Annotated in this window: 21 protein-coding genes; 11 read left to right on the top strand and 10 right to left on the bottom strand. The window is 73.3% G+C overall.

Annotation, left to right across the window (positions count from 1 at the left end):
* Window position 1 precedes the first annotated feature (1 nt).
* The 4 genes from nadC to O1Q96_RS03845 are packed head-to-tail and all read right to left on the bottom strand — an operon-like array spanning window position 2 to window position 4,716.
* Entirely contained in the window at window positions 2–1,027 is a 1,026-nt protein-coding gene (nadC, locus tag O1Q96_RS03860; protein WP_269246858.1) for a carboxylating nicotinate-nucleotide diphosphorylase, read from the bottom strand.
* 5 nt (window positions 1,028–1,032) lie between these two features.
* Window positions 1,033–2,751 carry an L-aspartate oxidase gene (locus tag O1Q96_RS03855; protein ID WP_269246857.1) on the bottom strand — a complete coding sequence of 573 codons (1,719 nt, stop codon included), beginning with the start codon at window positions 2,749–2,751 and terminating at the stop codon, window positions 1,033–1,035.
* A complete protein-coding gene (gene panC / locus O1Q96_RS03850; RefSeq protein WP_269246856.1) occupies window positions 2,748–3,737 on the bottom strand; it encodes a pantoate--beta-alanine ligase in 990 nt (329 codons plus the stop codon). Before panC ends, O1Q96_RS03855 begins: the two co-directional genes overlap by 4 nt.
* Before the next feature lie 31 nt (window positions 3,738–3,768).
* Window positions 3,769–4,716 carry a Rossmann-like and DUF2520 domain-containing protein gene (locus O1Q96_RS03845; protein WP_269246855.1) on the bottom strand — a complete coding sequence of 316 codons (948 nt, stop codon included), beginning with the start codon at window positions 4,714–4,716 and terminating at the stop codon, window positions 3,769–3,771.
* A 148-nt stretch (window positions 4,717–4,864) separates the two neighbouring features.
* Here O1Q96_RS03845 and O1Q96_RS03840 point away from each other — a divergent pair, with 148 nt between their 5' ends.
* Window positions 4,865–6,076 carry a threonine aldolase family protein gene (locus O1Q96_RS03840; protein ID WP_269246854.1) on the top strand — a complete coding sequence of 404 codons (1,212 nt, stop codon included), beginning with the start codon at window positions 4,865–4,867 and terminating at the stop codon, window positions 6,074–6,076.
* On the opposite strand, the gene O1Q96_RS03835 is transcribed toward O1Q96_RS03840, so the two are convergent.
* Window positions 6,059–6,277, bottom strand: coding sequence for a hypothetical protein (locus O1Q96_RS03835; protein WP_269246853.1), 219 nt, complete (start codon window positions 6,275–6,277; stop codon window positions 6,059–6,061). The two genes, O1Q96_RS03840 and O1Q96_RS03835, sit on opposite strands and share 18 nt — an antisense overlap.
* Window positions 6,278–6,464: 187 nt before the next feature.
* On the opposite strand from O1Q96_RS03835, the gene O1Q96_RS03830 reads away from it, so the two are divergent.
* The gene (locus O1Q96_RS03830) at window positions 6,465–7,568 is read left to right on the top strand and encodes a DUF5937 family protein (protein ID WP_269246852.1); all 1,104 of its coding nucleotides are present in this window, start codon (window positions 6,465–6,467) and stop codon (window positions 7,566–7,568) included.
* Window positions 7,569–7,660: 92 nt separating this feature from the next.
* On the opposite strand, the gene O1Q96_RS03825 is transcribed toward O1Q96_RS03830, so the two are convergent.
* A complete protein-coding gene (locus tag O1Q96_RS03825; RefSeq protein ID WP_269246851.1) occupies window positions 7,661–8,332 on the bottom strand; it encodes a response regulator transcription factor in 672 nt (223 codons plus the stop codon).
* 38 nt (window positions 8,333–8,370) lie between these two features.
* Complete coding sequence (locus O1Q96_RS03820) at window positions 8,371–9,573, bottom strand: sensor histidine kinase (RefSeq protein ID WP_269246850.1); 1,203 nt, start codon at window positions 9,571–9,573, stop codon at window positions 8,371–8,373.
* Window positions 9,574–9,746: 173 nt separating this feature from the next.
* Between O1Q96_RS03820 and O1Q96_RS03815 the strand changes: the two genes are divergently transcribed.
* A complete protein-coding gene (locus O1Q96_RS03815; protein WP_269253463.1) occupies window positions 9,747–10,796 on the top strand; it encodes an SAM-dependent methyltransferase in 1,050 nt (349 codons plus the stop codon).
* Window positions 10,797–10,845: 49 nt separating this feature from the next.
* Here the strand turns inward: O1Q96_RS03815 and O1Q96_RS03810 are convergent, their stop codons facing one another.
* Window positions 10,846–12,006 (bottom strand): NADH-quinone oxidoreductase subunit D, encoded by a 1,161-nt coding sequence (locus O1Q96_RS03810; RefSeq protein ID WP_269246849.1) that lies wholly within the window; start codon window positions 12,004–12,006, stop codon window positions 10,846–10,848.
* Between the two features lie 31 nt (window positions 12,007–12,037).
* Between O1Q96_RS03810 and O1Q96_RS03805 the strand changes: the two genes are divergently transcribed.
* Both O1Q96_RS03805 and O1Q96_RS03800 read left to right on the top strand, forming a co-directional pair.
* Window positions 12,038–12,553: a PH domain-containing protein gene (locus tag O1Q96_RS03805; protein ID WP_269246848.1), complete on the top strand. Its 516-nt coding sequence runs from the start codon at window positions 12,038–12,040 to the stop codon at window positions 12,551–12,553.
* A 161-nt stretch (window positions 12,554–12,714) separates the two neighbouring features.
* A complete protein-coding gene (locus O1Q96_RS03800; RefSeq protein ID WP_269253462.1) occupies window positions 12,715–13,998 on the top strand; it encodes a PH domain-containing protein in 1,284 nt (427 codons plus the stop codon).
* Window positions 13,999–14,104: 106 nt separating this feature from the next.
* Here O1Q96_RS03800 and O1Q96_RS03795 read toward each other — a convergent pair whose 3' ends face one another.
* Together O1Q96_RS03795 and O1Q96_RS03790 are read right to left on the bottom strand one after the other, a co-directional pair.
* Window positions 14,105–16,108: a hypothetical protein gene (locus O1Q96_RS03795; protein WP_269246847.1), complete on the bottom strand. Its 2,004-nt coding sequence runs from the start codon at window positions 16,106–16,108 to the stop codon at window positions 14,105–14,107.
* Window positions 16,109–16,620: 512 nt separating this feature from the next.
* Window positions 16,621–17,745, bottom strand: a complete 1,125-nt coding sequence (locus tag O1Q96_RS03790) for an alpha/beta hydrolase (RefSeq protein WP_269246846.1) — start codon at window positions 17,743–17,745, stop codon at window positions 16,621–16,623.
* Window positions 17,746–17,970: 225 nt separating this feature from the next.
* Between O1Q96_RS03790 and O1Q96_RS03785 the strand changes: the two genes are divergently transcribed.
* The 6 genes from O1Q96_RS03785 to O1Q96_RS03760 all read left to right on the top strand — a co-directional run bounded on the left by O1Q96_RS03785 (window position 17,971) and on the right by O1Q96_RS03760 (window position 23,432).
* Window positions 17,971–19,776 (top strand): phosphatidylglycerol lysyltransferase domain-containing protein, encoded by a 1,806-nt coding sequence (locus O1Q96_RS03785; protein ID WP_269246845.1) that lies wholly within the window; start codon window positions 17,971–17,973, stop codon window positions 19,774–19,776.
* Between the two features lie 168 nt (window positions 19,777–19,944).
* Window positions 19,945–20,823: a dihydropteroate synthase gene (gene folP / locus O1Q96_RS03780; RefSeq protein ID WP_269246844.1), complete on the top strand. Its 879-nt coding sequence runs from the start codon at window positions 19,945–19,947 to the stop codon at window positions 20,821–20,823.
* Window positions 20,820–21,323: a nuclear transport factor 2 family protein gene (locus O1Q96_RS03775; RefSeq protein ID WP_217458909.1), complete on the top strand. Its 504-nt coding sequence runs from the start codon at window positions 20,820–20,822 to the stop codon at window positions 21,321–21,323. Before folP ends, O1Q96_RS03775 begins: the two co-directional genes overlap by 4 nt.
* A gap of 524 nt (window positions 21,324–21,847) precedes the next feature.
* Complete coding sequence (gene folB / locus O1Q96_RS03770; RefSeq protein WP_217458910.1) at window positions 21,848–22,207, top strand: dihydroneopterin aldolase; 360 nt, start codon at window positions 21,848–21,850, stop codon at window positions 22,205–22,207.
* Complete coding sequence (gene folK, locus O1Q96_RS03765; RefSeq protein WP_269246843.1) at window positions 22,204–22,812, top strand: 2-amino-4-hydroxy-6-hydroxymethyldihydropteridine diphosphokinase; 609 nt, start codon at window positions 22,204–22,206, stop codon at window positions 22,810–22,812. The genes folB and folK overlap by 4 nt, the downstream gene beginning before the upstream one ends.
* Window positions 22,813–22,946: 134 nt before the next feature.
* Complete coding sequence (locus tag O1Q96_RS03760; protein ID WP_269246842.1) at window positions 22,947–23,432, top strand: DUF3180 domain-containing protein; 486 nt, start codon at window positions 22,947–22,949, stop codon at window positions 23,430–23,432.
* Window positions 23,433–23,463 lie beyond the last annotated feature (31 nt).

Below are 23,463 nucleotides of genomic sequence, written 5' to 3'. Positions count from 1 at the left end.
CCTACTCAGCCTCGCTCGTCGGTGTCCCGGAGGCCTCGCGCAGGTCGAGGCCGATGTCCAGGATGGGCGAGGAGTGGGTGAGGGCGCCCACCGCGAGGAAGTCGACGCCCGTCTTCGCGTACGCGGCGGCGGTGTCCAGGGTGAGGCGGCCCGAGGCCTCCAGGAGCGCGCGGCCGGCCACGAGGGCAACGGCCTCCTCGCACTCGCCGGGCGTGAAGTTGTCCAGGAGGATCAGGTCGGCGCCCGCGTCCACGACCTCACGCAGCTGGTGCAGCGTGTCGACCTCGACCTCGATCGGCACGTCGGGGAAGGTCTCCCGCACCGACTTGAAGGCCTGGGCGACACCGCCCGCGGCGACCACGTGGTTGTCCTTGACGAGGGCCGCGTCCGAGAGGGACATGCGGTGGTTGACACCGCCGCCCATGCGGACCGCGAACTTCTCCAGGGAGCGCAGTCCGGGCGTCGTCTTGCGGGTGTCCCGCACGCGCGCGCCGGTGCCCTCCAGGAGGTCCGCCCACGCGCGCGTGGCCGTCGCGATGCCGGAGAGCCGGCACAGCAGGTTCAGCGCGCTGCGCTCGGCCGTCAGCAGGTCCCGGGTGCGGGTCGTCACGCTCAGGAGTTGCTGACCGGCCTCGACGCGGTCGCCGTCCTCGACGTGCCGCTCGACCTCGAACTCGTCGGTGCAGACCACGGAGACGACCGCTTCGGCGACCCGCAGGCCCGCCACCACGCCGGCCTCGCGGGCGGTGAAGTCGGCGGTGGAGACGGCCTCCTCGGGGATGGTCGCGACCGTGGTCACGTCCACGCCGTGGTCGAGGTCCTCCTCGATGGCCAGGTGCGCGATGTCCTCGACCTCGACGGGGTCGAGCCCCGCGTCGGAGAGGAGCTGCGCGAGAGCGGGGTCGAGCCCGCACTCGGCGTACGCCGCGAATTCGGCGGAGTCGGCGTCGTACTCCCCGTCGGCCGCGCAGCCGCAGCCGTCGCCGCAGCCACCGCCGGTGAGAAGGGGAAGGTCGGGGGTGCTCACTTCTGTCACTGCTCCTGAGGACGGGGCTGCTGTGTCGGGGGGAAGTCTGGGGTGTCGGTGGTGTGTACGGCGAGCGTGCGGTCGGGATTGAGCCGTACGACGATGTGGCGGCGCCAGGTGTCGTCGTCCCGGTCGCCCCGGTCCTCGCGCCAGTGGCAGCCGCGGGTCTCCTCCCGGAGGCGGGCGGCGGCGACGAGGACGCGGGCCACGCACAGGAGGTTGGTGGTCTCCCAGGTGTCGACGCCGGGCTCGGCCGTCTTGCCGTGCTCGTCGAGGGCGTCGCGGGCGTCTGCGTGCAGCCGCTGGATGCGGTCGGCGGCGGTCTCCAGGGAGGTGGCCGAGCGCAGGACGCCGGCGCCGTCCGTCATGATCCGCTGGATGGCGAACCGTGCCTCGGCGGCGAGGAGCGGGTGCGCGGGCTTCTCCGGCTCGGCGATCGGCGCGGGCACGCGCACGCGTGGGCCGCTGTCCTCGTGCCGGCCGGTGATGTCCGCCGCGATGCGCTCGGCGTAGACGAGGCCCTCCAGGAGGGAGTTGGACGCGAGCCGGTTGGCGCCGTGGACACCGGTGCAGGCGACCTCGCCGCACGCGTACAGGCCGGGCACGGTCGTGCGGCCCCGGGAGTCCGTGCGGACGCCGCCGGAGGCGTAGTGGGCGGCCGGGGCCACCGGGACGGGCTCGGTGACCGGGTCGATGCCGTGGGCGCGGCAGGCGGCCAGGATCGTCGGGAAGCGGTGCTCCCACATGTGCGCGCCGAAGTGCCGGGCGTCCAGGTACATGTGCTCGGCGTCCTGCTCCTGCATGCGCCGCATGATGCCCTTGGCGACGATGTCCCGGGGCGCCAGCTCGGCGAGTTCGTGCTGTCCGAGCATGAAGCGCTCACCGTGCGCGTCGACGAGGTGGGCGCCCTCGCCGCGGACGGCCTCGGAGACCAGCGGCTGCTGGCCCTCGGCGTCCGGGCCGAGGAACAGCACGGTCGGGTGGAACTGCACGAACTCCAGGTCGCTGACCTCGGCGCCGGCCCGCAGGGCGAGGGCGACGCCGTCGCCGGTGGACACCGACGGGTTGGTCGTCGCGGAGAAGACCTGGCCCATGCCGCCGGTCGCGAGGACCACGGCGGGCGCGTGGACGGCTCCCACGCCGTCGTGCTGGCCCTCTCCCATGACGTGCAGGGTCACGCCGGCCGTGCGTCCGTCGGCGTCCGTGAGGAGGTCCAGGACGAGCGCGTTCTCGACGGTGCGCAGTCCACGCGCGCGTACGGCCTCGACGAGGGCCCGGGAGATCTCGGCGCCGGTCGCGTCGCCGCCCGCGTGGGCGATACGGCGGCGGTGGTGGCCGCCCTCCCGGGTGAGCTCCAGGCCGCCCTCCTCCGACTCGTCGAAGTGGGCGCCCGTCTCGATGAGGCGGCGTACCGCGTCGGGGCCCTCGGTGACGAGGATGCGGACGGCGTCCTCGTCGCACAGGCCCGCGCCCGCCACGAGTGTGTCGTCGAGGTGCTGCTCGGGGGTGTCGCCCTCGCCCAGGGCCGCGGCTATGCCGCCCTGGGCCCAGCGGGTGGAGCCGTCGTCGAGGCGGGCCTTCGTGACGACGACCGTGCGCAGGCCGGCGGCGTCGCAGCGCAGGGCGGTGGTGAGTCCGGCGACCCCGGAGCCGACGACCACGACGTCGGCGGCGACGGACCAGCCGGGTGCGGGCGCGTGCAGACGTATGCCTGTGCTGGTCACGAGGCGGCTCCGAAGGTCAGAGGAATGTTGTCGATCAGCCGGGTCGTCCCGACCCGGGCGGCGACGGCGAGGACCGCTTCGCCGGTGTGACCGGCCCGGACCTCGGTGAAGTCGGACGGATCGACCAGTGCCAGGTAGTCCAGGGCGAGCGGCGGGCTGAGGCGGGCCGCGTCGTCGAGGACCAGACGGGCGGCGGCACGGACCGCGGCGGGGCCACCGGGGGCCGCCTTGGCCACGGCGTGCGCGTCGGCGGCGGCGCGGGACTCGCCGATGGCGCTGAGGGCCTCGGCACGCGCGTGCGTGGCGGGCACTTCGCGGGCCCGCGCGCGCAGGGCCTCCTGGGCGGCGTGCCGGTCGCTGCCCGCGAACAGGGCCTGGGAGAGGGCGAGCGCGGTGCGGCGCTCGGCGGTCGACAGGTAACGGTTGCGGCTGGACAGGGCCAGACCGTCCGCCTCGCGCACCGTCGGGACGCCGACGATCTCCACCCCGAAGTTCAGGTCACGGACCATGCGGCGGATCAGGGCGAGCTGCTGGGCGTCCTTCTGCCCGTACAGCGCCACGTCGGGCCGGGTGAGGTGCAGCAGCTTGGCGACGACGGTGAGCATGCCGTCGAAGTGCCCGGGGCGCGTCGAGCCCTCGAGGCGCTCCCCCATGGGGCCCGCGCTGATGCGGACCTGGGGTTCGCCGCCCGGATAGACCTCGTCCACGGAAGGGGCGAACACGACGTCCGCGCCCGCCTGCTCGGCGATCTTGACGTCGGCGTCCAGCGTGCGCGGGTAGCGGTCGAGGTCCTCGCCCGCGCCGAACTGGAGGGGGTTCACGAAGACGGTGACGACGACCTCGCCGTCGCCCGCGATCTCCCGGGCTGTGCGGATCAGGGTCGCGTGGCCCTCGTGCAGGGCGCCCATCGTCATGACGACGGCACGGCGGCCGGTGCGTACGCGCGCGTGGAGCTCGTCGGCGGTGCTCAGCAGGGCGGTGGTCATCGGGCGTCTCCGGTCTCGGCACCTGCGCACGTCATCGGGCGTCTCCTTCGGTCCCGTCGGCGCGGCCGGCCCCGTCGGGTCCGTCGGCGAGCACACCGAGGAGGTCCTCGGCGAGCTCCGGCTTGAGCAGGCCGTGGGCCAGGGCCCGGTCGGCGGTCGCGCGGGCCATCGCCAGATAGCCGGCGACGGTCTGCGGCGCGTGCTTGCGCAGCTCGGTGACGTGCGCCGCGACCGTGCCCGCGTCGCCTCGCGCCACCGGTCCGGTGAGCGCCGCGTCGCCCGACCTGAGGGCGTTGTCCAGGGCGGCGCCCAGCAGCGGGCCCAGCATCCGGTCCGGGGCCTCGACACCCGCGGCACGCAGCAGGTCCATGGACTCGGCGACCAGGGTGACCAGGTGGTTGGCGCCGAGCGCGAGGGCCGCGTGGTAGAGCGGGCGGGCCTCCTCGGCGATCCACTCGGGCTCGCCGCCCATCTCGATGACCAGGGCCTCGGCGGCCAGCCGCAGCTCCTCGGGAGCGGTGACTCCGAAGGAGCATCCGGCGAGCCGCTGCACGTCCACGGGGGTGCCGCTGAACGTCATCGCGGGATGCAGGGCGAGAGGCAGCGCTCCGGCGCGCAGGGCGGGGTCCAGGACCTTCGTCCCGTACCGCCCGGACGTGTGCACGAGCAGCTGTCCCGGCCGGATGGACCCGGTCTCGACGAGCCCTTCCACCAGTCCCGGCAGGGCGTCGTCAGGGACCGTGAGCAGCACCAGGTCGGCCCGCTCCAGGACCTGCTCGGGCGTCATGAGCGGCACGTCGGGCAACAGCTGCGCGGCGCGGCGCCGGGAGGCGTCGGACACCCCGGAGACGGCCACCGGGCGGTGTCCGGCGAGCTGGAGCGACGCGGCCAGGGCGGGACCCACGCGGCCGGCGCCGACGACGCCGACGGTGAGCCGCGCGGGGCGGTCCTTGGGGTCTGCCTGGGGGAATGTACTCACTCGACGGCGGCCTTCCGTTCCAGTCCGCTCGGGGTACCGGACGCTTTCTCGTCATGTTAACGCGATTGGTCCGGGGGCCGTTTTCCTGTCCACAGGCTGTGGGGAATCCGCGTGACCGGCCGCCGTGCCGTCCTGCATGATCCGGAACATGAGCGATACGGCGGAACGGGCTGCGGACGGAACGGCGGAACAACCCGCGAAACAGCCGACGGGGGAGGAAGCGGAAGAGACGGCCGAGCAGCGGCGTGAGCGGCGCAGGGTCGCCTGGCGCGGCGCGCGGCGGGTGCTGTGGCGGCCCGGTTTCCGTTCCACGGTCGGTGAGCTGCTGGCCGGGCTGACGGACGCCGCGTCCGACGTGTACGACCTGGATCGGCCGGTGGACATGTACGGCAACGGCATCGTGGAGACCCTGGAGGAGCGGGTCGCCGGACTGCTCGGTACGGAGGCCGCCGCCTTCTTCCCCTCGGGCACCATGGCCCAGCAGGTGGCGCTGCGCTGCTGGGCGGGCCGCACGGGCAACGCGACGGTGGCGATGCATCCCCTCTCCCACCCGGAGGTCCACGAGAGGCATGCCCTCAGCACGCTCAGCGGCCTGCGGACCGTCCACCCGACGCGCGAGCCGCGGATGCCCTCCGCCGACGAGATACGCGACCTGGACGAGCCCTTCGGGGCGCTGTTCCTCGAACTGCCCCTCAGGGAGGCCGGTTTCGTCCTGCCCTCCTGGGAGGAGCTGGTCGCCGTGACGGACGCGGCCCGCGAACGCGACGCCGTGGTGCACGTCGACGGGGCCCGCCTGTGGGAGTGCGCCACCCACCTCGGCCGCCCCCTGGACGAGATCGCGGGGCTCGCGGACAGCGTCTACGTGTCCTTCTACAAGTCGCTGGGCGGGTTCGGCGGCGCCGCCCTCGCGGGCCCTCGGACACTCGTCGACGAGACGAAGGCCTGGCGCCACCGGTACGGCGGGCAGGTCCTCCAGCAGTTCCCCACCGCCCTGTCCGCGCTGATCGGCCTGGAACGGGAGCTGCCCCGGCTCCCGGAGTACGTGGCCCACGCGCGCGTGGTGGCCGCGGCGCTGCGGGAGGGGTTCGCCGGGGCCGGGCTCCCCTGGGCGCGGGTGCACCCCGAGGAGCCGCACACACACCAGTTCCAGGTGTGGCTGCCGTACGAGGCCGATGCCCTGACCGAGGCGGGGACGCGGCAGGCGGAGGAGACGCTGACGTCCCTCTTTCCGCAGATCTGGGAGAGGGGCGGGCCCGGTCTGGCGTACACCGAGGTCACGGTGGGCGCGCCGGGCCTGGAGTGGACGGCGGACGACGTACGGGCCGCCGCCACGGACTTCGCGTCACGGCTTCCCCGCTGAACGCGGGCGCCCGAACAGCCTGGCCAGTGCCGCCCGCGTCCGGCCGCGGGCAGGGCGTCCGGTCAGGGCCGCGCGGAACCGCCGGTGGTCGCGCAGCTCACGCATGGCCTGCCAGTCGTGCTCGCCGGGGGCCGGCGGCGTCGGATCGCCGTGCTGCCGGGCCCGGTGGGTGTCGAGGAGGTACTGCTGGGTGATGCTCATGGCGGATCGCCTTCTCGGGACGGGTACGGACGTCTGCCGGGACCGACACCGGTTCCGGACGTTCTCCGTGGGCCCCGCGGTGCCCCGGTGGTCCCAGCCTGCTCCCGGCGGGGCGGTCCGTCGTGTCGATTGACGACGCTCGTCAATCGGCGGCCGGCCTGTCGGTGGCGGGGTGCACCATGAGGACATGAGCGTGACCATCGACATCTCCGGGCTGCGCAGGGAGCGGGTGGCCGTCGTGCCCTCGCCCCTGGCCGAGCTCTGCATGGCGCTGCACGCGCTGGCCGAGCCGGGTCACCACCCCGGGCTGCAGGGCTGGGCGACCGGGGTGACCGCCCGGCTCGACCCGCATCTGGCGGACCGGATGTGCGAGGCGGACTTCCTGTGGCGGACGACGTTCTCGGACGTGTTCCTGCCGTACGCGGCGGCGGGCGGCACCACGCTCCCGGGCGGCACCCTCGCCGAGGAGCTGGACCTGCTCGACAAGCTGACGGACGAGCAGTTCGTGGACGCGGCGCTGGAGTTCACCTGTGCGCTTCCGTACGACGCGCAGGGCGCCGGCGCCCTCACGGACGCCGCGTCCCGGCGGCGCGCCCTGGAGCTGGCCGCAGCGCGCGGACCCCGGCCGGCGGACTTCACCGCGCGGCTGCTGGACGATCCGCCGCGGATCCGCGCCTGGCTGCGGCGGTTCCTGGAGGACTGCGACGAGGCGTTCTTCGCCGAGACCTGGTCCCGGCTGCGCCACCAGCTCGGGGCGGACGCCCGCCGCAAGACGGACCTGCTCGGACGCCGGGGCCTGGCCGACGCCCTGGCATCGGTGTCCCCCGCGGTGACGCTCGACGAGACCGCCTGCCGGATCACCGTCGACAAGCTGGGCCACGGCCGCACCGCGACCCGGGACGGCGGCCTCCTGCTGGTGCCGACGAGCCTCGGCTGGCCCCACCTCATGGTGCTGCACCGGTACGGCTGGCAGCCGGTGATCCACTACCCGGCCGCCTCCCCGGAGCTGACGGTCCCGACCTCCGTCGAGCAGCTGACCCTCCGGATGGCGGCCCTGTCCCACCCGATGAGGATGCGGCTGTGCCGGAGCCTGGCCCGCAGCGCGTTCACCACGAGCGAGCTGGCCCAGACGCACGGCATGACGGCTCCCGAGATATCCCGGCATCTGAGCGTGCTGAAGAAGGCGGGCCTGCTCACCACCCGCCGCCGCGGACGGTACGTACTGCACCAGCTGGACGTCACGATGGTGGCCCGGCTGGGCAGCGACTTCCTGGAGGGGATCCTGCGCTGAGCCGCCGCCCCGCGCTCCCCCGGGCTCCGCTCAGCCGGGACCCGGCCGACCGGATCCCGACCGACCGGGCGCGGCCCGACCGGAGCCCGTGCTCAGCCCTGTCCCCCGGCCCGTACGAGACCGGTCTCGTACGCGAGGACGACGACCTGGACGCGGTCGCGCAGGCCCAGCTTCGTGAGGATGCGGCCCACGTGGGTCTTGACCGTCGCCTCGGAGAGGACGAGCCGGGCCGCGATCTCGCCGTTCGACAGGCCCTGCGCGACCAGGATCATGACCTCGCGCTCCCGGCCGGTGAGCCGCTCCAGCTCCTGGTGCTGGGTCTCCTTGCCGGCACTGGGCAGCATCGGCGCGAAGCGGTCGAGCAGACGCCTGGTCGTCGAGGGCGCGACGACCGCGTCGCCGCTGTGCACGGAGCGGATCGCGGCGAGGAGTTCGCCGGGCGGCACGTCCTTGAGCATGAAGCCGGAGGCGCCCGCCTTGAGCCCCGAGAAGGCGTACTCGTCGAGGTCGAAGGTGGTCAGGATCAGCACCTTCGGCGGATTCGGGTCCTGGCAGATGCGGCGGGTGGTCTCCACACCGTCGAGCTTCGGCATGCGGACGTCCATGAGCACCACGTCGACCTCGGTCGCACGCAGCACCTGGAGGGCCTCGACGCCGTCGCCCGCCTCCCCCACGACCTCCATGTCCGGCTGGGCGGCGAGCACCATCCGGAACCCGGTGCGCAGCAGCACCTGGTCGTCGACGAGCATCACGCGGATCGGCATGGAAAGGTCCTCCGGTCGGTTCATGAAACGTGCACGTGTCAGTGGGCGGGTTTGAGTGGAAGCAGGGCACTGATGCGGAAGCCTCCGCCCGGACGCGGCCCCGCGTCCAGGGTGCCGCCGACCATGCCGATGCGCTCGCGCATCCCGATCAGGCCGTGGCCCTGGCCGTCGACGCCGCCCTCCTCGTAGAGCTCGTGCGGGGCGCCCTTGCCGTCGTCCTCGACGAGCAGGCCGAGGCCGTCGTCGAAGTAGACCAGGCGGACGCTCGCTCCCGCGTTCGGCCCCCCGTGCTTGCGGGTGTTGGTGAGGGCCTCCTGCACGATGCGGTACGCGGTCAGCTCGACGCCGCTCGGCAGAGGCCGCGGGGTGCCCTCGATCTTGAAGTCGACGGGGAGGCCGGAGGTCCGGCACTGCTCGATCAGGTCGTCGAGCTGTTCCACGTCCGGCTGCGGCACGTACTCGCCGGACTCCTGGTGCTCGCCGGTGCGCAGGACGCCGAGGAGGCGGCGCATCTCGGCGAGGGCCTGCCTGCCGGTCCCGGAGATGGTCTCCAGGGCCTTCCTGGCCTGGTCCGGCGCGGAGTCGAGGACGTAGGCGGCGCCGTCGGCCTGGACCACCATCACCGAGACGTTGTGCGCGACCACGTCGTGCAGTTCCCGGGCGATCCGGGCGCGCTCGGCGGCGACCGCGACCTTGGCCTGCGCCTCGCGCTCCTTCTCCAGGCGGGCGGCACGCTCCTCGAGCTGCGCGAAGTAGGCGCGGCGGGTCCGCAGTGAGTCGCCGAGGACCCAGGCGAGGGCGAAGGGGACCGTCTGGAAGATCACTATCGCGATCTGCCCGCCGGCGCCGACCTGGTCCTCCGGCCAGCGCAGCTGCGCCAGCGGGGCCGCGCACAGGCCCGCCGTCAGGGCGAGCCGGGACGCCCAGCCGGTGCCGTTCGAGGCGACCGTGTAGGTGATCACCAGCAGCGCGAAGTCGGCCGGCGCCATCTCCATGTCCAGCAGCAGCTGCGCCGCGCCCATGGTGACGGCGAGGAGCAGCATCGCCTCGGGCATGCGTCTGCGCAGCGCGATCACCAGACACAGGAGCAGGGTGATCGGGAGGGTGACGGCCAGGTGGTCGGCTCCGGAGTTCTCCGGCCCGGCCGTCCCACCCATGACCGAGATCCCGAGCAGGACGACGGCCCAGAAGCCGTCGACCCATGCCGGGTGCCTGCGGAGAAAATCATAGAGACGCTGCACGTAACCCAGCGTAGGGAAGCGTGCAGTGTGCAGGGGTCAACCGGAGGGTCGATCCGTAACCGGTGCTCGTACTCCCCAAGGTGGAGGCCACCTTGGACCAGGCGCTTAGCCTGGCGCGGTGACGGCGACGCAGAGCGGTGGTGGGCGCAGTGGGGCGTGAGGCGGCGGGCGGGATGCGCGGGTGGCGCGCGGCGACCGAGGACGCGCTCTACGGGCCGCGCGGTTTCTACCGTCGGCCCGAGGGGCCCGCAGGACATTTCCGCACCTCGGTGCACGCGTCACCGCTGTTCGCGCGGGCCGTGGCCCGCCTGCTCCGCCTCGTCGACGAGGCGCTCGCGCACCCCGCCGAACTCGCCTTCGTCGACATGGGCGCGGGGCGCGGCGAGCTGGTGACCGGCGTCCTGCGGGCGCTTCCGGCCGACGTGGCTGCCCGCGCGCGCGGGTACGCGGTCGAACGGGCCGCCCGCCCCGCCGGTCTCGATCACCGGATCGAGTGGATGCCTGAGCCCCCGCCGGGTGTGACGGGGCTCCTGTTCGCCAACGAGTGGCTCGACAACGTGCCGTTGGACGTGGCCGAGGTGGACGCCCACGGGGTGCCGCGCCTCGTCCTCGTGGGCCCGGACGGGACGGAGTGCCTCGGCGGGCCGGTGCGGGGAGCGGACGCGGCGTGGCTGCGGAGGTGGTGGCCGCTCACGGGTACGGCAGACGGCCCGGCCCCCGCCGGAAGGTCCTCCTCCGACTCCGGCGGGCCCTTCGCCGGGGACTCTCCCTCCGAAGGGCTCCGTGCCGAGATCGGTCTGCCCCGGGACGCCGCCTGGGCGTCGGCCGTGGCCGGGCTCGGCCGCGGTCTCGCCGTCGCCGTCGACTACGGGCACGGCGCGGGAGCGCGACCGCCCTTCGGCACGCTGACGGGGTTCAGGGAGGGCCGTGGGACGGCACCCGTGCCGGACGGCTCCTGTGACATCACCGCGCATGTGGCGCTGGACGCGTGCATGCTGCCCGGGGGCCGGCTGCTGAGCCAGCGGGCGGCCCTGCGCGCGCTGGGAGTGAGCGGGGAGAGGCCGCCCGCGTCCCTGGCCGCCACGGACCCCGCGGGCTACGTACGGGCCCTCGCGGCCGCCGGCGAGGCCGCCGAGCTGACCGCCCGGGGCGGGCTGGGCGACTTCGGCTGGCTGGTGCAGCCGGTCGGTGTCACGGACCCGCTGGCCGGTGTCGGCGGCTGATCGCCGACCACTTGCTGTCGACCGCTTGCTGTCGACTACTTGCTGTCGACTACTTGTCGATGTCCCCGACCACGAAGAACAGCGATCCGAGGATCGCCACCATGTCCGCGACCAGGGTGCCCGGCAGCAGCTCGGTGAGCGCCTGGATGTTGTTGTACGAGGCCGACCGCAGCTTGAGCCGGTACGGCGTCTTCTCGCCCTTGCTGACGAGGTAGTAGCCGTTGATGCCCAGAGGGTTCTCGGTCCAGGCGTACGTGTGGCCCTCGGGGGCCTTCAGGACCTTGGGGAGCCGCTGGTTGATCGGGCCGGGCGGCAGCTCCGCGATCCGGTCCAGGCAGGCGTCGGCGAGGTCGAGCGCGTTGTGGGTCTGCTCCAGGAGGCACTCGAAGCGGGCCAGGCAGTCGCCCTCCTCGCGCGTGACGACCTTCAGGGTGTCCTGGAGCTCTCCGTACGCGAGGTACGGCTCGTCCCGGCGCAGGTCGAAGTCGACCCCGGAGGCGCGGGCGATGGGACCGCTCACCCCGTAGGCGTGCACGGCCTGCGAGGAGAGGACGCCCACGTTCCTCGTACGTCCGCGGAAGATCTCGTTGCCGAGCACCAGGCCGTCGAAGCGGTCCATGCGGGAGCGCACTCCGGAAACGGCCGCACGCGCGCGCGTGGTCCATCCGGCGGGCAGGTCCTCCTTGAGGCCGCCGACCCGGTTGAACATGTAGTGCATGCGCCCGCCGGAGATCTCCTCCATGACGTGCTGGAGCTCCTCGCGCTCCGTGAACGCGTAGAAGATCGGGGTGATCCCGCCCAGTTCGAGAGGGTACGAGCCCAGGAACATCAGGTGGTTCAAAACCCGGTTCAGCTCCGCGAGCAGCGTGCGGGTCCACACCGCGCGCGGGGGCACCTCCATGCCGAGCATCCGCTCCACACCGAGGACCACGCCCAGCTCGTTCGAGAACGCGGAGAGCCAGTCGTGACGGTTGGCCAGCATGATGATCTGACGGTAGTCGCGCGCCTCGAAGAGCTTCTCGGCGCCGCGGTGCATGTAGCCGATCACCGGCTCCGCGTGCTGGATCCGCTCCCCGTCGAGGACGAGCCTCAGCCGCAGTACGCCGTGTGTGGACGGGTGCTGGGGGCCGATGTTGAGCACCATGTCGGTGCTCTCCGCGGCGCCGCCGACACCGACTGTGGTCTCTGTGGGACCCGTCGTAGGAGTCATGGGGACAGTGTCCCGTACGTACGCTTGCGGCATGGAGACGGGGACCTCGGAGAACACGGGGCAGACAGCGGGGCGGACGGCGGACGAGCCGGTGTGGATCGGGCTCCCGCCGGGGCTGCTGAGGATGCGACGGCTGTTGCTGGTGGTGTGGCTGGGTCTGCTGACCATCGGTACGGCCCTGCTGCTCGGCCTGCTGGCCGGGCCCGGCTGGGCGGCCTTCGCCCTGCTGCCGCTGGCGGTGCTGCTGTGGGGCTGGCCGATGCTGGGGCGCAACTGGCGTTCCTGGCGGTACGCCGAGCGGGCGGACGACCTGCTGATCAGCCGGGGTGTCCTGTGGCGCGAGGAGACCGTGGTGCCGTACGGGCGCATGCAGCTGGTCGAGGTCACCTCCGGTCCCGTGGAGCGGCATTTCGGGCTGTCGAGTGTGCAGCTGCACACGGCCGCGGCGGCTACGGACGCCCGCATTCCGGGGCTCGTCCCGGCGGAGGCGGAACGATTGCGCGACCGGCTCACCGAGCTGGGCGAGGCCCGATCGGCGGGGCTGTGACGACGCCACCGGGCGCCCCCAAGGACGTGCGGGAAGAGCCCGGTCCGGTACAGGAAGAGGCCGGGATCGAGGCCGGGGCCGTACCGGAAGAGGCGGGCGCTCCGAAGGGAGGGGTCCAGACCGAACCCGTACCGGGTGAGGCAGGAAAGGGCGCTCCCGCATTGCGTGAGCGACGGTTGCATCCCGTGACGCCGCTGCGCCGCGCGTGGGCGCCGGTCGCCGTGATCGCCGGGTGGGCCGTGCACGACCCCGACCAGGCACAGCGGCAGCTGACGCGGCTCACCACGGCCACCCTGCTGGCCGTCCTCGTCGCGGCCGTCCTGGGGGCCGCCCTCTACGGCTTTCTGAGCTGGTGGTTCACGCACTTCGCGGTGACCGACACCGAACTGCGCATCCGTACGGGCCTGGTGTTCCGCCGCACCGCGCACATCCGGCTCGAACGGATCCAGGCCGTCGACGTCACCCAGCCGCTGCTGGCCCGCGTGGCCGGCGTCGCCAAACTCAAACTCGACGTCGTCGGGACCGACAAGAAGGACGAGCTGGCCTATCTGGGCCAGGAGGAGGCCCGGGTCCTGCGGGCCGAACTGCTCGCCAGGGCCGCCGGTTTCGCGCCCGAGACCGCGCACGAGGTGGGCGAGGCACCGGTCCGGCAACTGCTGCACGTACCGGCCGGGGTCCTCGCCGTCTCGCTGGTCCTGACCGGGGCCACCTGGGCGACGCTGGCCGCCGCACTCGTCGTACCGCCGCTGCTGTGGTTCGCCACCCACAGCGTGTGGACGGTCCTCGCGACGGCGCTGCCCCTGCTCGGCGCGGCGGGCGCGAGCAGTGTGGGCCGGTTCGTCGCCGAGTACGACTGGACCGTGGGCGAGTCCCCCGACGGGCTCCGCATCGACCACGGGCTGCTCGACCGCGCGCACGAGACGGTGCCGCCCGGCCGCGTGCAGACCGTACGCGTCGTCGAGCCGCTGCTCTGGCGGCGGCGTGGCTGGGTCCGGGTCGAGCTGGACGTGGCGGGTTCGTCCAACTCCGTGCTCGTACCGGTCGCTCCGCGCGAGGTCGCCGAGTCGGTGATCGCGCGGGTCCTGCCGGGAGTGAGCGTGCCGACCGCGCTGTCGCGGCCGCCTCGGCGCGCGGCCTGGTGCGTGCCGTTCTGGTGGCGGGGCTACGGGCTCGCCGTGACCGACGCCGTCTTCGTGGCCCGGCACGGGCTGCTGCGCCGCAGCATCGCGCTCGTGCCGCACGCCAAGGTGCAGAGCGTGCGCCTGGAGCAGGGGCCGTGGCAGCGCCACAAGGGGCTCGCCGACGTCCGGGTGGACACGGGGGCCAACAAGACGGTGACGGCCCGGCTGCGGGACGCCTCGGAGGCCGCGGAGCTGCTGTACGCGCAGGCGGACCGGTCGCACACCGGACGCCGGGAGGCCCTGCCGGACCGCTGGATGGCGTGAGGGCAGCGGCTGTTCGCCACTGCCCTCGTGTCCGAGCCCGACAGCTGTACGTGTACGTACAGGTATGTACGCCCCTGTACCTGTGGGTACGTCCGGCTCGCGCGGGTTAGGAGACCGCGCTCCGCAGCCCCGCCACGTCGATCTGTTCCGTCTCGTCGTGCGCCGTCAGGTCGATGACCTGACCGACCCCGCGGGACTCCTCGCCCGCGGGCCTGAACCCGGCCTCGGACTCGGCCTTGTGGAGCGCGAGCGCCTCCTGGCCCACCACGTCGGCGAGGTCCTCGTTCTGTACGGCCTCCAGTGCCTCGGCGCCCTTCTGCGTGCCGAAGAAGTCGAAGCCGCCCTCGACGGAGGGGCGCGCGGGGGTGGCAGGTACGACCGCGACGGCGGTGGGCACGGTGAAGTGTCCGGCGGGGCGCCGGGGCCGCGCGGCGGGTGTCAGCGCCTCCGCGCTCGTCGGGGACGGGCTCTCTTCGGCCGCGGGCGGCTCCTGTACGCGGGCCACCTCCGACGGGGTGGGCCGGGCGAGGGCGGTGCCCGACGGCGGTTGCGGCTCGGTGGCGGGCGTCTGCGCGTGCGCGGTGTCCGTCTCGAAGGCAGGCCGGGCGGCGGGAGCGGGCCGGGGCGTCGTGCGGCTCGCGGTGGACTGCAGGGACGTCACGCCGATGGCGGCGGCCCCCGCGCGAGGCCGTACGGCCTCGTCGGTCCGCGCGTCGGGCCGTTCGGGCCCGGTGAGCTGTGCGTCGGGGCGCACGGGCCCGGTGGACTGCGCGGGAGTCGGCGCGGTCGCCGCGGTCGTGCGCTCGTGCCCGCCGACCGCCTCGGGCGTCCCCCGCGTCTCACCCTCCTGCCGGGGCTCGCCCTCGGACGGGGCCGTCATGGTGCCGCCCGCCGCGGACGCGCCCTTCGCGGAACCGCCGGGCCGGGGTGCGCCCTTGCCGGGGCCACCGGGCGGGGGCGAACCCTTCCGGGCACCGCCCTTCGCGGCAGTCCGCTTGGCCGGACCGCTCTTGGGAGAGGCGGGCGGCGTCGCGCCACCGGCCCCGGGGCCTCCGGTGTCCGGGCCGTCCGTGACCGGGCCGTCCTGCGCCGAACCGCCCTCGGCGGGCTCGGACTCGGCACCGGCACCGGCATCCGGGGCGACCTGGGCGGCGTCCGCGGCCTCGGACCCGGCTGACTCGGAATCGTCCTGGGCGGAGCCGTTCCGCGTGGAACCGTCCGTCGCGGCGTCGTCCGCCAGCAGGGCGTCCAGCGCGGAAGCGACCGGCGCGGGAGCCTCCGGAGCAGTGGCGTCCGGTACCGGGCCCGTCTCCTCCGTCGTGCCTTCGGCAGTGGCATCGATATCGGAATCGAACTCGGACTCGGACTCGACCAAGGTCTCGTCCCCGGTCCCGGTCCCGGTCCCGTCCTCGGCAGTGCCGTCCGCCGGAGCCGCGGTGCCGACAGCGCCGGCGGTGACCGCTCCCGCAAGCCGGTCCAGGGCCGCGTTGGCCCGCACGTAGAGAACCGAGGCCGCGGAGGACGCCGCGAGGGCCGCCTGAACAGTCGCCGCCGTCGCCTCGGGCACGACCGCCTCGGGCGCCGTGTCGGCGGGCCCGCCGGAAGCCGTTGCCCCGTCCGCCGAAGCGGCGGCCGGCAACGCCGGGACCGGAGTGGTCGCCTCTATCTCAAGAAGCCGTCGGTTCTCCAGCGCGGTGGCCCGCTCGGTCTCCGCCGTGGCGTATCGCCGCAGCAGCGCCGCGTGTTCGTTGCGCAGCCCGGCCAGCTCGGCCCGCTTGGCACGGAGGCGTTGTTCCAGCTTGGTCCGCAGTTCGCGCGACTCGTCCAGGTCGCTCTCGAGTTCGGCGACCCGCTCCTCGAAACGCCACTCGTCGCTCGCCCGTCCGCGGACGAGATCCGCGACGCGCCTGCCCGCCGACGCGTCCCAGCGGCGCATCACGACCGCGCCCACGACAGCCGTCACCGCGGCCCCCGCGGCCAGCCCGCGGAGCACCAGTGGTTCGGAGAAAAGCCATGGCCCCACGGCGCAGACGACGGAGACGCCTGCGATCGCCGAGGGGGGCAACAGCCGGTGCAGAGGTGGGGAATGGCGGTGACGTCCTCGTGGCATGGCCAGAAACTTACCGCGCGTAGGCGAATCGTGGTGCCCCGCGTGGCAAAAACGCAGCCACACCGAAACCTTCTCACCGCCCCTTCACCGGACAATCCCCGCACCACCCGCTCCCGGCCCACCACTTCGGCCCGGCACCGGCACTCCCAGCGGTCGCACGCCATCCGCCGATTCACGTCCGGCATCCGGCGTCCGACCCGCCACCACTCCTTGATCGACCCCTTCTCCGCCAGTCGCGCCTTCGGGTACGCCCTCGGGGCCTCCCATGGACCTGACCTCGTCACTTCCGCCGTTCCGGGGCTTCTCGTCGTTCTCCCGCATTGCCACCGAGCGCGGTCCGGGCATTGCCGCCGACTGCGGTCCCGGTCTTGCGGCCGGACTTCCCGAGATCCGAAAAGCGTCTTCGTGCCGGGAATTCCGCGGGAGCCGCCGCGTATTCACGTGCGGAGCCGATCGCGCGCTTACGGGCCGACCGCGTCGATTCCCCGGCCCGGCCGCATGCCGTGCCGCCGTCAGCGGTCGCTCAGCCGTCCGCTCAGCCACTGGAGGGTCGCCGGGATCTCGCGCCGCCAGGTGTTGAAGTTGTGCCCGCCGCTGTCGAGGATGATCGACGAGATCCGGGTCGGTTTCTTCGCCTTGACCAGGTCGATGAACCGCAGCGTCTCCCCGTAGTTGTTCTCGCCCTGCCTGCTGCTGCTGACGAGCAGTGAGGTGTCGGGCGCGGGCCTGTGCCTGAGCCACCACATCAGGTCGGCGCTGTTGCGCAACTCCTCGTCCCCGTGGAAGAGATCACCGGTCGTGGGGTCGGTCGCCGCCTTGTAGTACGGGGAGAGGCCCGCCCCGGCCGCGTACGTCCCCGGATGGTGGACCGCGAGCTTCAGCGCACAGTAACCGCCCGTCGAGTCACCGACGATGCCCCAGCTTCCGGGTTTCCTGCCCACCCTGTAGTGATGTGACACGGCGTCGGGGAGGTCCCTGGCGAAGAACGACTCGGTCTGCGGTCCGCCGGGAACGTCCACGCACTCGGTGTCCCGCGGGGGCGCGACGGTGGGCCGCATCATGACCAGGATCATCGGCTGCATCCTGCCGTCCTTGGCCAGCGCGTGGGCGGTCTGCGGATAGTGCAGGCCCTTGATCAGCGCCTCCGCGGTGCCCGGATAGCCGGTGAGCACGACAGCGGCCGGGAAGGTGCGGGTCCGGTACTGCGGCTGGAAGTACTCCGGCGGCAGATAGACGTACGCGGGACTGGCGATGTGTGTCCGCCGGCCCACGATGTCGACCTTCTGGAGCTGACCGCCGATCTGCGGACGTGCCCCGCCGGACACGTTGACCTGCCGGGTGTCGACCACCTGGAGCGGCCCGGCCGTGCCCCCCGCGTCGTGGTCGACCACGATCCCCTGCCCGGACTCCTGGCCGAAGAGGTCGGCCCAGCTCGCGTAGAACCCGAAGGCCTGGTTGGCGCCGATGCCGACCGACGCGAAGAGCAGGACCTGAGTGACCGCCAGCAGACCGATCCGGCCTGCCACCGCACGCCAGTTGCGGCCCGCGAGACGCGGCCAGAACCACACCGTGCCGACGAACAGCAGCACCGCGAAGAGGATCACCAGTGCCAGCACCTTGTTGCTCGTGAGACCCATGAGCTGTTCCTGCCTGCGCTTTCCGACCGGTGGCCGCACCGATTCCTCACGGCGCCTTGCCCCGGTCTTTCCTTGCCCTTTGACGCGGTTTTCCGGAAGGGAGTGAACCTGACTCCCTGTGACACCGTCCTAGAGGGCGCAATGTCGCCGGATGCCGGATTGGCACCGGATTCACGGTCTCTCGCGGAACAACGGGATGCGATGTCTGTCAGGATAGATGGGGAAATGTCGGGCGAGGTTCCGGATCGAACGGGCCGACTGCGGAGTGTGCTCCGCGGTCCGCGCCCCGAAGCCGTCCCCGTCCTGGTCGCCAGGGCCTGCACGCTCGTCGGAGTCCTGGACATCGCCGCGGGCGTCTTCCCGCGCTTCCGCCACAGCCGTATGCACACGCTCGCGGAGGTGCTGCCGGGCGCGCTCGGCCCGTTCGCCGCGGCCCTGTCGCTCAGCGCGGGCGTTCTGCTGCTGCTCCTGGCCCACGGGCTGCGCCGGCACAAGCGGCGGGCATGGCGGGCCGCGGTGGTGCTGCTCCCTGCCGGTGCCCTCGCTCAGTTCACGTACCGGCACTCGCTCGTCGGCGTCGTCATCTCGCTCGCGCTGCTCGCGCCGCTGCTGCGCCACCGGAGCCAGTTCACGGCGCTGCCCGACCCGCGCAGCCGCTGGCGGGCACTCGCCAACTTCGTCCTCATGGGCGCCGGTTCACTCGTCCTCGGCCTGGTCATCGTCAGCGTCCACCCGGACCGCATGGTCGGCGACCCCAGCCTCGCGGACCGCATCAGCCATGTGATGTACGGCCTGTTCGGCTTCGAGGGGCCCGTCGACTACACGGGCACCACGTCCTGGACGGTGGCCTTCTCCCTCGGCGCGCTCGGCCTGCTGACCGCCGTCACCACCATCTACCTGGCCTTCCGCCCCGAACACCCGGCCGCGCGCCTCACCGAGGACGACGAGACCCGGCTGCGCGCCCTCCTGGAGAAGCACGGCGGTCGCGACTCGCTCGGCCACTTCGCACTCCGCCGCGACAAGGCGGTCGTCTTCTCGCCGAGCGGCAAGGCGGCCGTGACCTACCGCGTCGTCTCCGGGGTGATGCTCGCCAGCGGTGACCCGATCGGCGACGTCGAGGCCTGGCCGGGCGCGATCGAGCGCTTCATGGACGAGGCCAGGGCCCACTCCTGGACCCCCGCCGTCATGGGCTGCTCCGAGACGGGCGGCGAGGTCTGGACCCGCGAGACCGGTCTCGACGCCCTCGAACTGGGCGACGAGGCGGTGGTGGACGTCGCGGATTTCTCCCTGGCCGGGCGCGCGATGCGGAACGTGCGCCAGATGGTGAAGCGCATCGAGCGAGCTGGCTACGAGACGCGGGTACGGCGCATCCGTGACCTGGGCGAGAACGAGCTCGACCGGATCCGCGCGGCCGCGGAGGACTGGCGCGGCACGGACACCGAGCGCGGCTTCTCCATGGCACTCGGCCGCATCGGCGACCCGGCGGACGGCGACTGTCTCATCGCGACGGCCCACAAGGCGGACGAGGAACCGGGCCCGTACGGCGACCTGAAAGCCGTGCTCCACTTCGTTCCCTGGGGCACGGACGGGGTCTCCCTGGACCTCATGCGCCGCGACCGCTCGGCGGACCCCGGCATGAACGAACTCCTCATCGTGGCGGCCCTCCAGGCGGCTCCCCGCCTGGGCATCACCCGGGTCTCGCTGAACTTCGCGATGTTCCGCGCGGCCCTGGCACGCGGCGAGAAGATCGGCGCGGGCCCGGTCCTGCGGGCGTGGCGCGGCCTGCTGGTGTTCCTCTCCCGCTGGTTCCAGATCGAGTCGCTCTACAAGTTCAACGCGAAGTTCCGTCCCTACTGGGAGCCCCGCTTCGTCGTCTACCGCTCCTCCCGCGACCTCCCCCGCATCGGCCTCGCCGCCATGCAGGCCGAGGGCTTCGTGAGCCTCGCCCTCCCGCGCGTCCTGCGCCGCCGCCCGAAGCCGCCCCGCCCCTGCGCCCACGCGGTGACGGAACGGGACGCGAGAGCGGCGTAACGGCCCCGCAGTACCTCCTCCCTCCCCCGCCCCCCCACCACGGACTCCGGCCGCCTCGCGACGCCCACCCCCGCGCCGCGCGGCGGCCGGTTCGTACCCGGCCCCGGGACGAACCCCCGCCCATCAGGGGCGACCGACCGCTCACCGCGGGGGGCCTAGGCTTGGCGTATGAGCAAGAAGAGCGGGCGCGGCCATGTCGCGGGCCTTCCGGCATGGGACCGCTGCGCGGTCATGGGCGTCGTGAACGTGACGCCCGACTCCTTCTCGGACGGCGGCCACTGGTTCGACACGACCGCGGCCGTCAAGCACGGCCTCGACCTGGTCGAGGAGGGTGCCGACCTGGTGGACGTGGGCGGTGAGTCCACCCGCCCCGGCGCCGCCCGTGTGGACGAGGCGGAGGAGCTCAAGCGGGTGATCCCCGTCGTCCGCGGCCTCGCCGCCGAGGGCGTCACCGTCTCCGTCGACACGATGCGCGCCTCCGTCGCCGAGCGCTCGCTCGCCGCGGGCGCCGCCCTCGTCAACGACGTCAGCGGCGGCCTCGCCGACCCGGCGATGATCCCGGCGGTCGCCGCCGCGGGCGCCCCCTTCGTGGTCATGCACTGGCGCGGCTTCCTCCAGGGCAGCACCGTACGGGGGTCGTACGAGGACGTCGTCTCCGAAGTCGTCGACGAGCTCCACGCGCGCGTGGAGGCCGTTCTGGCGGGCGGAATCGCCCCGGACCGGGTCGTCGTCGACCCGGGCCTCGGCTTCTCCAAGGAGGCCGAGCACGACCTCGTCCTGCTCGCCCACCTCGACCGTCTCCGGGAGATCGGCCACCCCTTGCTGGTGGCCGCGTCCCGCAAGCGCTTCCTGGGCCGCGTACTCGCCGGTCCGCAGGGTGCCCCGCCGCCCGCGCGGGAGCGCGACGCCGCCACCGCCGCGGTCTCCGCGCTCGCCGCCCACCAGGGCGCGTGGGCCGTACGCGTCCACGAGGTGCGGGCCACCGCCGACGCCGTCCGGGTCGCCCGGGCCGTGGAAGGCGCTCGCACGACAGAGGGATCCCGGTGAGCGCCCCGCACACGGACGTCGAGCAGGTCGAGCTCGCCAACACCGCCTTCTACGAGGCACTGGAGCGGGGCGACTTCGAGGAGCTCTCCTCGCTCTGGCTGACGCCGTCCGACCTGGGCCACGACGAGGAGTACCACGACCCGGCGCAGGCCGGCGAGGTCTCCTGCGTCCATCCCGGCTGGCCGGTGCTCAACGGCCGCGGCGAGGTCCTGCGCTCGTACGCGCTGATCATGGCGAACACGGAGTACATCCAGTTCTTCCTGACCGACGTGCACGTCTCCGTCACCGGCGACACCGCGCTGGTGACCTGCACGGAGAACATCCTCAGCGGCGGTCCCCCGCCCGAGGACAGCGACGAACTCGGCCCCCTCGTCGGCCAGCTCGTCGTCGCCACGAACGTGTACCGCCGCACACCGGACGGCTGGAAGATCTGGTCGCACCACGCCTCGCCCGTCCTGGCCGAGACCGAGGAGGACGAGCCGGACGAACCGTCCGCCTGAGGCCGCGCCGGACACCCCGGGCCGCCCGGGACGGGTGTCCCGCCCCGACGATCACTTCGCCGCCGCACGGTTCGACGCGCGTATACGGGTATGCGTACCGGTGCCGCCTCCCGACGGGGCGGCGCGAGCGGTGACCGCCGCCGCGAGGCCCGCCCCGGATCGGAGAGCTCGTTGATCCGGACGGCCGGGCGGAGTCACGGTCCGGGCCGCGGCCGGGGCGTGACGGCGGGCCTTGGTACCGGTCCTCGCCGTAGTACGTTGGTGATCGTGACGGCGGCCACGGACACGCGACGGGGAACGTCGACGGGCCGAGGCCCGGACGTCGTCGGGGCACGCCGGCCGGAGCGTTCGGTGCACGCCGTGCGTCCTGTCGGGAAACGTCCGGCGCACCCGCCGGGCCATCGCGTGGACACGGGCCCCGTGCCCGGCCCTGTCAGTGTCCGCGGGTAGATTCGTTCGAGGCCGGTGTACCGCCCGCACACCGTACGGACCGGCCCCCACCGACGATTTCAGGAGTGATTCGCGTGGATCGTGTCGCGCTGCGCGGCCTCAGGGCCCGTGGGCACCACGGTGTCTTCCCCAAGGAACGCGAAGAGGGCCAGACCTTCATCGTGGACATCACGCTGGGCCTGGACATCCGCCCGGCGGCGGCCGACGACGACCTCACCAAGACCGCGCACTACGGCATCGTGGCGGAGGAGGTCGTGGCCGTCGTCGAGGGCGAGCCGGTGAACCTCATCGAGACGCTCGCCGAGCGCATCGCCCAGACGTGCCTGAAGCACGACGGGGTCCAGGAGGTCGAGGTGTGCGTCCACAAGCCGGACGCCCCGATCACGGTCCCCTTCGACGACGTGACCGTCACCATCACCCGGAGCCGAGCATGACCGCGTTCACCGGGGGCCAGAGCGACCCGACCGTACAGCCGGTGCCCGCCTCGGTGGTGGAGCGCGTGGACGCCGCCGACACGACCCTGCAGAACCCCAGGCGCGCCGTCCTCTCCCTGGGCTCGAACCTGGGCAACCGCCTGGAGACCCTCCAGGGCGCCGTCGACGCCCTGGAGGACACCCCCGGCGTCCGCGTCAAAGCGGTCTCCCCGGTGTACGAGACGGAGCCGTGGGGCGTGGCCCCGGGCAGCCAGCCGTCGTACTTCAACGCGGTGGTCGTCCTCAGGACGACCCTCCCGCCCTCGTCGCTCCTGGAGCGGGCCCACGCGGTCGAGGAGGCCTTCCACCGGGTCCGGGACGAGCGCTGGGGACCCCGCACGATCGACGTCGACATCGTGGCGTACGCGGACGTGGTCTCGGACGATCCGGCCCTGACCCTCCCCCACCCGCACGCCCACGAGCGCGCCTTCGTCCTCGCCCCCTGGCACGACGTCGACCCCGAGGCCCAGCTGCCCGGCCACGGCCCCGTGGCACAGCTGCTCGCCGCGGTCCCCCGGGACGGTGTCGCGCCCCGGGCCGACCTGGAACTCCAGCTGCCCGAATAGTCGTTAAGGTCAAGACGCACACGGGCGGTCGGCCGAAGGCTCGAAGAAACCGCGTCTTCCTTGGAGCCCCGGGCCCCCGGGGTTCTCGGACCGGCCCGCCGTGGACCGGGACACGCAATCGTGAGAGGAACTGAGTGAAAGAGCTGCGCATCAGGACGCTGGCCGCGGTGTTCCTCGTGGCCGGGGTGCTGTCCTGGGCAGGTGCCCGCCTGTGGAACTCGGTGGGTACGCTCCCCCGGGTCCCCCTCGCGGCCCCCGTCGTCCTGGCTCTGATCGCCGTGGTCCTGCTGGCCACGGCGCTCTCCCTCCGGGCCCGTCTGAAGGCCCAGCGCGAGCGCCGGCCCGGCGCCAAGGGAGTTGACCCCATGATGGCCGCCCGCGCGGTCGTCTTCGGTCAGGCGAGCGCCCTGGTCGCCGCCCTCGTCGCCGGGATGTACGGCGGCACGGGCGCCTTCCTCCTGGAGTTCCTCGACATCCCCGCCCGCCGCGACCAGGCCGTCTACGCCGGCTTCTCGGTCCTGGCGGGCATCGCCGTCATAGCGGCCGCCTTCTTCCTGGAGCGTGTCTGCAAGCTCCCGGAGGACGACGACACGAACGGCAGCCCGGCCCCGGCGGCGTAGGCGCAGGCCCGCGCCCGAAGGGGCGCGGGGA

This window comes from Streptomyces aurantiacus (assembly GCF_027107535.1).
Taxonomy (GTDB): domain Bacteria; phylum Actinomycetota; class Actinomycetes; order Streptomycetales; family Streptomycetaceae; genus Streptomyces.
This window is presented reverse-complemented; position numbering and strand designations above follow the sequence as displayed.

What these genes read in the sequence shown, in the direction of transcription:
- O1Q96_RS03795 (WP_269246847.1), bottom strand. Translation starts at nt 16,108, where the DNA reads ATGCCACGAGGACGTCACCGCCATTCCCCACCTCTGCACCGGCTGTTG.
- O1Q96_RS03810 (WP_269246849.1), bottom strand. Translation starts at nt 12,006, where the DNA reads ATGACTCCTACGACGGGTCCCACAGAGACCACAGTCGGTGTCGGCGGC.
- panC (WP_269246856.1), bottom strand. Translation starts at nt 3,737, where the DNA reads ATGACCACCGCCCTGCTGAGCACCGCCGACGAGCTCCACGCGCGCGTA.
- O1Q96_RS03835 (WP_269246853.1), bottom strand. Translation starts at nt 6,277, where the DNA reads ATGAGCATCACCCAGCAGTACCTCCTCGACACCCACCGGGCCCGGCAG.
- folK (WP_269246843.1), top strand. Translation starts at nt 22,204, where the DNA reads ATGACCGCGTTCACCGGGGGCCAGAGCGACCCGACCGTACAGCCGGTG.
- O1Q96_RS03790 (WP_269246846.1), bottom strand. Translation starts at nt 17,745, where the DNA reads ATGGGTCTCACGAGCAACAAGGTGCTGGCACTGGTGATCCTCTTCGCG.
- folP (WP_269246844.1), top strand. Translation starts at nt 19,945, where the DNA reads ATGAGCAAGAAGAGCGGGCGCGGCCATGTCGCGGGCCTTCCGGCATGG.
- O1Q96_RS03830 (WP_269246852.1), top strand. Translation starts at nt 6,465, where the DNA reads ATGAGCGTGACCATCGACATCTCCGGGCTGCGCAGGGAGCGGGTGGCC.
- O1Q96_RS03815 (WP_269253463.1), top strand. Translation starts at nt 9,747, where the DNA reads ATGCGCGGGTGGCGCGCGGCGACCGAGGACGCGCTCTACGGGCCGCGC.
- O1Q96_RS03785 (WP_269246845.1), top strand. Translation starts at nt 17,971, where the DNA reads ATGTCGGGCGAGGTTCCGGATCGAACGGGCCGACTGCGGAGTGTGCTC.
- O1Q96_RS03825 (WP_269246851.1), bottom strand. Translation starts at nt 8,332, where the DNA reads ATGCCGATCCGCGTGATGCTCGTCGACGACCAGGTGCTGCTGCGCACC.
- O1Q96_RS03805 (WP_269246848.1), top strand. Translation starts at nt 12,038, where the DNA reads ATGGAGACGGGGACCTCGGAGAACACGGGGCAGACAGCGGGGCGGACG.
- O1Q96_RS03840 (WP_269246854.1), top strand. Translation starts at nt 4,865, where the DNA reads ATGAGCGATACGGCGGAACGGGCTGCGGACGGAACGGCGGAACAACCC.